Below are 8,847 nucleotides of genomic sequence, written 5' to 3'. Positions count from 1 at the left end.
CAGTTCATCAAGGTCTCCGCACACACTGGTGAAGGTGTTAACGAACTGCTTGAGTCAATCCTGCTGCAGTCTGAAGTACTCGAACTGAAAGCAGTTACAGATGGTCCTGCACGCGGTGCAATTGTTGAATCAAGTCTCGACAAGGGACGTGGTGCAGTGGCAACTGTTCTTGTTCAGAACGGTACCCTGCGTAAAGGTGATCCAATCGTGTGCGGTACCGAGTTCGGACGCGTCCGTGCCATGTTCGACGAGAGTGGAGCAGAGGTAGATAGTGCCGGTCCGTCAGTGCCTGTTGCCGTACTCGGCCTCTCCGGCGCACCGAATGCAGGTGACGATGCCGTTGCCATGCCGGACGAGCGTCGAGCACGTGAACTGGCTGAAGTGCGCCACCAGAAGGTGCGTGACTCACGTCTTGCAGAACAGAAAGCTGCCAAGCTCAACGAGCTCTTCTCCCAGATGGGTGAAGGCGAGGTGCTGCGGGTCAACCTGGTTGTTAAGGCCGACGTGCAGGGTAGTGTTGAGGCTCTCAAGGATTCACTCGAGAATCTCTCCACTGACGAGATCAGAATCAAGGTCGTTGCATCCGGTGTTGGTGGTATCAATGAATCCGATGCCAACCTTGCCGCTGCATCCAGCGCCATCGTTGTCGGCTTCAATGTTCGTGCCGATTCAACTGCACGACGCATTCTTGAAGAACGCGGTCTCGAACTGCGTTACTACAGCATCATCTATGAAGTAATCGATGATGTGAAAAAAGCTGCCAGCGGTATGCTATCTCCGGAAATCCGCGAGTCCATCATCGGTCTTGCCGAAGTACGCGATGTGTTCCGTTCATCACGCCTTGGTGCGATTGCCGGCTGTATGGTTATTGACGGTGTCGTGAAGCGCAACAATCCGATTCGTGTTCTGCGTGACAACGTTGTTGTCTTCGAAGGTGAACTCGAATCCCTGCGCCGCTTCAAGGACGACGTTCAGGAAGTTAAATCCGGCACCGAATGTGGTATCGGGGTGAAAAGCTACAATGACGTTAAAGAAGGTGACCAGATCGAGTGCTTTGAGCGTACCGAAGTTGCAAGGGAGCTCTAAGAGAGACGCCAACATGCGTGATTTCAAACGTTCTGACCGCATCGGTTCGGCAATTCAGCGCTTATTGTCTGAATTTTTGCCAAGGCTCAAGATGCCGCCTCCCGGCCTGGTGACATTCCAGGAGGTGCGCGTCGCCAGCGACCTGTCGCATGCAAAGGTGTACTACACGGTACTCGGAGCAGAGGTTGAAGATGCGCAGGAGAACCTCAAGCACAATGCCGGTAGCCTGCGCCACATGCTGGCAAAAGAGATGCAGCTGCGAACCGTCCCAGAACTCCATTTTGTGCACGATGCGACTCTCGAAGAGGGTAATCGTCTGCAAGGGCTGATCGAAAAGGCCGTTGAATCAGACCATCATGAAGATGAACAATCCCCGGAAGAGACAGAAGACAGGTAACAACTATGGCAAAACGCCGTCGTAAAGGGCGTCCGGTCAGCGGAATTCTGCTTCTGGACAAGCCTGTAGGCATCACATCGAATGCTGCCCTGCAAAAGGTCAAGTGGATCTACAAGGCTGCCAAGGCCGGTCACACGGGAAGTCTTGATCCGTTGGCTGAAGGTTTGCTGCCAATCTGCCTCGGTGAGGCAACCAAGATTTCCGCCTATCTTCTTGATGCAGACAAGCGCTACACCACGACCGTGAAACTCGGTGAAAAGACCACCACTGCAGATGCAGAGGGCGAAGTCATCGAAAGTCGCCCGGTCGAAAATATTAGCGAACAACGAGTCACGGAAGTGCTGCAGAAGTTTCTCGGCGAACAGGATCAGATTCCGCCTATGTACTCGGCTGTCAAGCACGAGGGAAAGCGCCTCTACGATCTTGCGCGTGAAGGGAAGGAAGTTGAGCGCAAATCCCGCAAAATCACGATATATTCCCTTGAACTGGTTAGTATCAACGCTGACGAGCTGGTGCTCAAAGTCCACTGCTCGAAAGGCACCTATATTCGTACACTCGCCGAAGATATCGGTGAGATGCTTGGTTGCGGCGGGCATGTCTCCGCCTTGCGCCGAAACAGTGTCGGCCCGTTTGATGAGAGCAATTGCATGACACTTGCTTCGCTTGAGGAACAGGCAGATGCTCCATTTGCTGAACTTGATGCGCTGCTCCTGCCGATAGACAATGGACTTAACCACTGGCCCGAAGTTCGCCTGGATGCCAATAGCAGCCACTACCTTAAGCAGGGTCAACCGGTGCTGGTGCCCAAGGCACCGACAGAAGGGTGGGTCAGGGTCTACGACGCATCAGATAATTTTATCGGTGTGGGCGAGGTCGATGACGATGGTCTCATCGCACCGCGCCGCCTGATGGTTGCCTCTTGAGGAGGCGCCTGGCCTGATCAAATCAGGTGATTCAGATTTGTGCGCATTCATGTTATGATGCGCCCGATTTTCGTGCGGTATCTGGACTCATTGCCGGAACCGCTATTTTCAACATTTCCTAACTGGAGAAGATAATGACAATGAGTGCAGAAGCCAAACAGGCTGTAATCGATCAATACAAGCGTGGTGACAACGACACAGGTTCGCCCGAGGTACAGGTTGCACTGCTGACCTCGCGTATTACCGAGCTCACCGAGCACTTCAAAACACACAAGAAGGACAACCACTCGCGCCGTGGCCTGGTACGCCTGGTCAATTCGCGCCGTAAACTTCTGGATTACCTGAAGAACAAGGACATCGACCGTTACCGTGAGCTGATTACCAGCCTTGGCCTACGTCGATAAACAGCGTCTTTAATTTCTAATCCAAAGCCATCGAGGATGATCAAGTGATACCCACTCCTATTAGCAAAAGTTTTCAATATGGTGACCACACAGTAACACTGGAAACGGCAGAAATTGCCCGCCAGGCAAATGCAGCTGTCATGGTTAACATGGGTGACACCGTTGTCCTCGTGACAGTGGTTGCAGACACTGGATCAAGCGTTGAGCGTGATTTTTTCCCGCTCACGGTTGATTACCAGGAAAAAACCTATGCCGCCGGCAAAATTCCCGGCGGTTTTTTTCGTCGTGAAGGACGTCCAAGTGAGAAAGAGATTCTCACCTGTCGCCTGATCGACCGTCCGATCCGTCCACTGTTCCCTAAAGGATTTATCTGTGAAACTCAGGTTATTGCAACCGTCGTTTCTCTGAATCCTGAAATTGATCCGGAAATCCCGACTCTTATCGGTACTTCTGCGGCACTTGCTGTATCCGGTCTGCCCTTTCAGGGTCCGGTTGGTGCAGCACGTGTTGGTTATAAGGATGGCGAGTACATTCTCAACCAGTCAAAAATCGGCATCAGTGACGAGTCTGATCTCGATCTGATTGTTGCCGGTACATCAGAAGCTGTTCTGATGGTTGAATCTGAAGCTAATGAGCTCTCGGAAGAGATCATGCTCGGCGCTGTTCTTTTTGGCCATGAGCAGATGCAGACTGTCATCAGCGAAATCAATACATTTGCTGCCGAAGTCAATGCGCCTGCGATTGACTGGACTGCACCTGAAACAGACGACGAACTGATTTCGACAGTAGACAACGCCTGTGCAGAAGCTGTCGGCGAAGCCTACACCCTGGCAGACAAGATGGAGCGCTACGGTCGCCTGAGCTCAATCAAGGCTGACCTGATGGACCTGCTGTGCAGCGGTGACGAGCCAAAGTGGAGCAGCAACCAGATCGAAGGCGCCCTCGACAAGGTCAAGAAAAAGACTGTTCGCAGCCGCATCATCGCCGGTGAGCCACGTATCGATGGTCGTGATACCAAGACTGTTCGTCCTATCACCATTCGTACCGGTGTACTGCCGCGTACTCATGGTTCAGCTCTCTTTACTCGTGGTGAAACCCAGGCACTGGTCATTACCACCCTCGGTACAGAGCGTGATTCACAGATTATTGATGCACTCGACGGCAGCTATAAAGAACCCTTCATGCTGCACTACAACTTCCCTCCGTTCTGCGTAGGTGAAACCGGTCGTGTTGGCAGCCCCAAGCGTCGTGAAATCGGCCACGGTCGTCTCGCCAAGCGTGGTGTACTGGCATCAATGCCTAACATGGAAGAGTTCCCGTACTCAATTCGTGTCGTTTCCGAGATTACTGAATCCAATGGTTCATCATCTATGGCTTCCGTATGTGGTACCAGCCTGTCACTGATGGATGCCGGTGTTCCGGTCAAGTCGCCAGTTGCCGGTGTTGCAATGGGCCTGATCAAGGAAGACAACGCATTTGCGGTTCTCACCGATATCCTCGGTGACGAGGATCACCTCGGCGACATGGACTTCAAGGTTGCGGGTACTGCTACCGGTATCAACGCCCTGCAGATGGACATCAAGATCAACGGTATTACCCGTGAGATCATGGAAGTTGCTCTCGACCAGGCAAAAGCCGGCCGTCTGCACATCCTCGAGGAGATGAACAAGGCGATCGATGCACCTCGTAGCGAAATGTCTGAGCACGCTCCACGTATTACCACTTTCAAGATCAACCCGGACAAGATCCGCGATGTTATCGGTAAAGGTGGTGCAACCATCCGTATGCTGACTGAAGAGACAGGTACCTCGATCGATCTGACCGATGACGGACTCGTCAAGATTGCTTCTTCAGATAAAGAAGCTGCTGACAATGCACGCAAGCGCATTGAACAGATCACGGCTGATGTCGAAGTCGGTGCCATCTACGAAGGCAAGGTTGCACGCCTGATGGACTTCGGTGCATTCGTTACCATCCTGCCTGGCAAGGACGGTCTCGTTCACATCTCGCAGATCTCGAATGAGCGTGTTGAGAAGGTGAGTGATAAACTTGCTGAAGGTGACACTGTCAAGGTCAAGGTACTTGAGCTTGATAAGCAGGGTCGTATCCGTCTCAGCATGAAGGCTGTTGACGAAGAGTAATCGAAACCATTACTCAAGTGCGGCAACGCCCCTTTGTCACGTTTGGAATAACCATGATTTATCCATTAGAGTTTTGTTCATGACAGAATCACTTGTTCGACAGGATCTACTCATTGCCCTCGGCAAGATAGGCGTGTCGGAAATTCTGAACAAGAGCCTGACAGGTATTGAGAAAGAGAGCCTGCGCGTCTCACCGGATGGTTCACTTTCACAAAGCAGGCATCCGCAGTCACTCGGTTCAGCGCTAAAGCACCCGTGGATCACCACTGATTACTCGGAGGCGATGCTTGAACTGATCACGCCGCCGATGAAGGGAATTCCCCAAACACTCGATTTCCTGCGCGACCTGCATCTGTATGTCTATGCAAAGCTGAGACAGCAGAAAGAATCGCTGTGGGCTACATCGATGCCATGTGTACTCGCCGGAGAGACCAATATTCCGATCGCCGAGTACGGCACATCGAACCACGGTCGCATGAAAAGTCTCTACCGCGTCGGACTCGGTCATCGCTATGGCAAAGTGATGCAGGTTATCTCCGGTGTGCATTTCAATTTCTCCTTTGAGGAGTCGCTGTGGCCGCTTTTTGCTGATGCAATCGGTGAGTCTTTTACTGGACAGGATTTTATCGACGAGCACATGATGCACATGGTGCGGAATATCCAGCGCTTTGGCTGGTTGATCCCATACCTTTTTGGTGCCTCCCCCGCGGTATGCCGCTCATTTTTTGGCGAACACCAACCATCTGACCTGGATAGTTTCGACGAGGGAACTTACTTCCTGCCTTATGCCACTTCGCTGCGCATGAGTGATATCGGATATCAGAACCAGAAAGAGGAGATTGTCGGAGTCAAGGCGAACTATGACTCGCTCGAGAGCTATATCGATTCGCTGGCAAATGCCATTTCCACTCCTGCCGAACCCTGGAAGGAGATTGGCCTGCGTGATCAAAATGGAGAGTATCTACAGCTCAATACCAATATTCTGCAAATCGAGAACGAGTACTACAGTACCGTCAGACCCAAACAGCCGCTGCAGAATATGGAGATGCCGACTGTCGCGCTAAAGCAGCGGGGCATACGCTACGTCGAATTGCGCTCGCTGGATGTCAACGCTTTTGACCCGCTCGGTATCAATGAGTCGCAATTGCGCTTCCTGCAGACATTTTTCCTCTTCTGCCTGTTGCACGAGAGTCCTGTGATTAGTCCATGTGAACGCCATGAAATTGACAAGAACCTGTTGATTACATCGCGTAACGGCCGGGATTCTGACTGCATGCTGCAACGTAATGAGAAGGAGACTCCGTTACGCGAGTGGGGCATGGCACTGCTCGATGCCATGCGTCCTGTTGCCGCTCTTGCTGACAGTGAGGATGAGGGCTTGTTTACGGCCGCTCTTGAAAAGCAGGTGGACAGGATGCTGGACGCTGAGTTGACCCCTTCGGCACGCATGCTCGCAGAGATGCGTGAATACAGTGAGAGCTTCTACGCATTTGCACACGCGAAGTCTCATGAGCACTACCTCAGTTTTGAGGAACAGAAACTGGACGAGGCACGTGCAGCCGCATTTGAGCAGGAGACAGCAGACTCACTACGCAGGCAACTGGAGCTCGAAATGGCAAAACAAGAAAATTTCGACCACTTTCTGGAAGCATATTTCGCCACTGGCCTGGTTTCAAGCGCATAGCCGATACTTGTTACTTGCCGCCGAATCGGTACAATTCCTTTAACGGTTTCCACAAGAGTGGCCGAAATCTCAATATTAGGAGAGGGATCGCGATTGCACCAGATTCCCAATATCATCACTATTCTGCGCATTCTGCTGGTTGTACCGGTTGTATTGGCACTTCTTGACCTGCGATATGAGCTGGGACTGATTCTTTTTGCTGTGGCCGGTATTTCTGATGGTGTCGATGGTTTTCTGGCCAAGCACTACCACTGGGAGAGTTGGTTAGGCAGCATGCTGGATCCAATTGCAGACAAGCTGCTGCTGGTCGCCACCTTCATCACTCTCAGCTATCTTGGACTGTTCCCGCTGTGGGTGGTTGCACTGGTCTTGTTGCGTGACTTTGTCATCGTCGCTGGTGCGACCTATTACTATCACCGTATTGATCATTTCACCGGCGAACCGACCCTGGTAAGCAAGCTCAATACTGTCACACAGATTCTGCTTGCGCTGCTGATTGTCCTGGCCCAGGTTACAACCTGGGTTCCAGCATCATTGATAACTATCCTGATTGGAATCGTCGCTGGAACCACTATTGCCAGTGGCGCAGATTATGTTGTCGAATGGGTGCGCAGGGCACAGCAACATGGCAAGTGAAACACGCCTGTTCTGGCTGATTATCGCTCTGTTGGGCGGCGGCCTGATCTACCTGCTGTCGCCGGTTCTTGCGCCATTTATTGCGGCTGCATTCTTTGCCTATATCGGTGACCCGCTGGTCAACAAGCTGGAAGTCAAGAAGTCGATTTCCCGCAACCTCGCAGTTACGATTGTATTCACTATCACCTTTCTCATCCTGCTACTGCTGACAGCAGTCCTGCTTCCCCTGATCGAGAATCAGATCAGTGCGCTGATTTCCAATATGCCCGGGTATATCAAGTGGCTAGGAACAACCCTGGTTCCACTCCTGAAAGAGTACCTTGGTTTCGAGATGGAGATCATCGACCTGGCAGAGATTCAGCGTCTGTTGAGCGAGCACTGGAAAGATGCCGGAGGCATTCTGTCATCACTGTTTGGCCAGGTCTCCCGTTCAGGATTTGCACTTGTCGGCCTGTTGGTCAATCTCCTCCTGATTCCGGTACTGACTTTCTACCTGTTGCGTGACTGGGACAGCATAACCGAAAGCATCGATAGCCTACTGCCACTGAAACAGCAGCCGACAATCCGTAAATTGGCACGGCAGTCTGATGAAATGCTCAGCGCTTTTCTGCGTGGCCAGCTACTGGTGATGCTGGCGTTGGGTATTATCTATACCCTTGGGTTGTGGATGGCAGGGCTCGATTTTGCACTACTGATTGGTGTTTTCGCAGGGATCGTCAGTTTTGTTCCCTATCTGGGCCTTATCCTCGGCATGCTGTTTGCCGTCATCTCCGCGATACTGCAATTCAAGGGGTTTGATGTGGTGCACTGGGTTGCACTGGTTTTTATTGTCGCCCAGCTGCTGGAAGGCATGATCCTGACACCCAAATTGCTTGGTGACCGTATTGGTCTGCATCCTGTAGCGGTGATTTTTTCGGTGATGGCAGGCGGAACCCTGTATGGCTTTTACGGCATTCTGCTGGCATTACCGGTCGCCTCCGTCCTACTGGTACTGATTCGATACAGCTTGCAGCAATATCGTGAAAGTACCTTCTATCACGGCGAAGCCGAAGCCAAAGCCGAAGAGTAACACATGCAGTTAAAGAGCCTGGTTGTGTTGCAACCATTCGCTTAGCAACGGAATGGTCAGCTTGCGCTGACGTGCCAGCGAGTAACGGTCAAGACTTTCAATGCTCTCGACCAGGTAACCGGTATCACGGGCACAGCGCTTTATCAGGTAAGCGGCAGCATCAGTTTGCAACTGCATGCCACGTTCGGCTGCGAGTTGCATCAGCAATACCGCCTTCTCTTCATCCTCAAGCGGCTGCAGTTGATAAACTGCGCCCCACATTAGTCTCGACTTCAGGTCTTCAAGTTTGATATTCACACCGCGTGGTGCAGAGGTGGCACTGACGACGAGAAAACCACTGTTCTCGCGAATACGATTGTAAAGATGAAAGAGGCTCTCTTCCCAGTTCTGTTCACCGCAGATGCTGTCTATATCATCAATGCAAACCAGTCGAAACTGTTCTAGTCCCTTGAGTATTTCGGGTGAGAGGGAATCGGACTCGGCAAGCGGCAAGTAAAAGCTGTCTCC

9 protein-coding genes are annotated in these 8,847 nt (G+C 52.0%); 8 read left to right on the top strand and 1 reads right to left on the bottom strand.

Going from position 1 to position 8,847, the window contains the following annotated elements:
* From infB to BOW51_RS04385, 8 genes are all read left to right on the top strand, one after another.
* On the top strand, window positions 1-1,086 hold a 1,086-nt coding region (gene infB / locus BOW51_RS04420; protein WP_078476627.1), incomplete at its 5' end, for a translation initiation factor IF-2.
* A gap of 13 nt (window positions 1,087-1,099) precedes the next feature.
* Entirely contained in the window at window positions 1,100-1,483 is a 384-nt protein-coding gene (gene rbfA, locus BOW51_RS04415; protein ID WP_078476626.1) for a 30S ribosome-binding factor RbfA, read from the top strand.
* A 5-nt stretch (window positions 1,484-1,488) separates the two neighbouring features.
* On the top strand, window positions 1,489-2,406 hold the full coding sequence (truB, locus tag BOW51_RS04410; protein WP_078476625.1) for a tRNA pseudouridine(55) synthase TruB: 918 nt from the start codon (window positions 1,489-1,491) through the stop codon (window positions 2,404-2,406).
* Window positions 2,407-2,540: 134 nt separating this feature from the next.
* Entirely contained in the window at window positions 2,541-2,810 is a 270-nt protein-coding gene (gene rpsO, locus BOW51_RS04405) for a 30S ribosomal protein S15 (protein ID WP_078476624.1), read from the top strand.
* Window positions 2,811-2,854: 44 nt separating this feature from the next.
* Window positions 2,855-4,951: a polyribonucleotide nucleotidyltransferase gene (gene pnp / locus BOW51_RS04400; RefSeq protein ID WP_078476623.1), complete on the top strand. Its 2,097-nt coding sequence runs from the start codon at window positions 2,855-2,857 to the stop codon at window positions 4,949-4,951.
* A 79-nt stretch (window positions 4,952-5,030) separates the two neighbouring features.
* Window positions 5,031-6,635 carry a glutamate--cysteine ligase gene (gene gshA / locus BOW51_RS04395; RefSeq protein ID WP_078476622.1) on the top strand — a complete coding sequence of 535 codons (1,605 nt, stop codon included), beginning with the start codon at window positions 5,031-5,033 and terminating at the stop codon, window positions 6,633-6,635.
* Window positions 6,636-6,728: 93 nt separating this feature from the next.
* Window positions 6,729-7,271 (top strand): CDP-alcohol phosphatidyltransferase family protein, encoded by a 543-nt coding sequence (locus BOW51_RS04390; protein ID WP_078476621.1) that lies wholly within the window; start codon window positions 6,729-6,731, stop codon window positions 7,269-7,271.
* The gene (locus BOW51_RS04385; RefSeq protein WP_078476620.1) at window positions 7,261-8,340 is read left to right on the top strand and encodes an AI-2E family transporter; all 1,080 of its coding nucleotides are present in this window, start codon (window positions 7,261-7,263) and stop codon (window positions 8,338-8,340) included. Before BOW51_RS04390 ends, BOW51_RS04385 begins: the two co-directional genes overlap by 11 nt.
* A gap of 9 nt (window positions 8,341-8,349) precedes the next feature.
* Here BOW51_RS04385 and BOW51_RS04380 read toward each other — a convergent pair.
* On the bottom strand, window positions 8,350-8,847 hold a 498-nt coding region (locus BOW51_RS04380; protein ID WP_078476619.1), incomplete at its 5' end, for an HdaA/DnaA family protein.

It is taken from the genome of Solemya elarraichensis gill symbiont, from assembly GCF_002021095.1.
Classification (GTDB): domain Bacteria; phylum Pseudomonadota; class Gammaproteobacteria; order Chromatiales; family Chromatiaceae.
The sequence above is the reverse complement of the archived record's forward strand: the minus strand, read 5'-3'. Positions and strand labels throughout refer to the sequence as shown.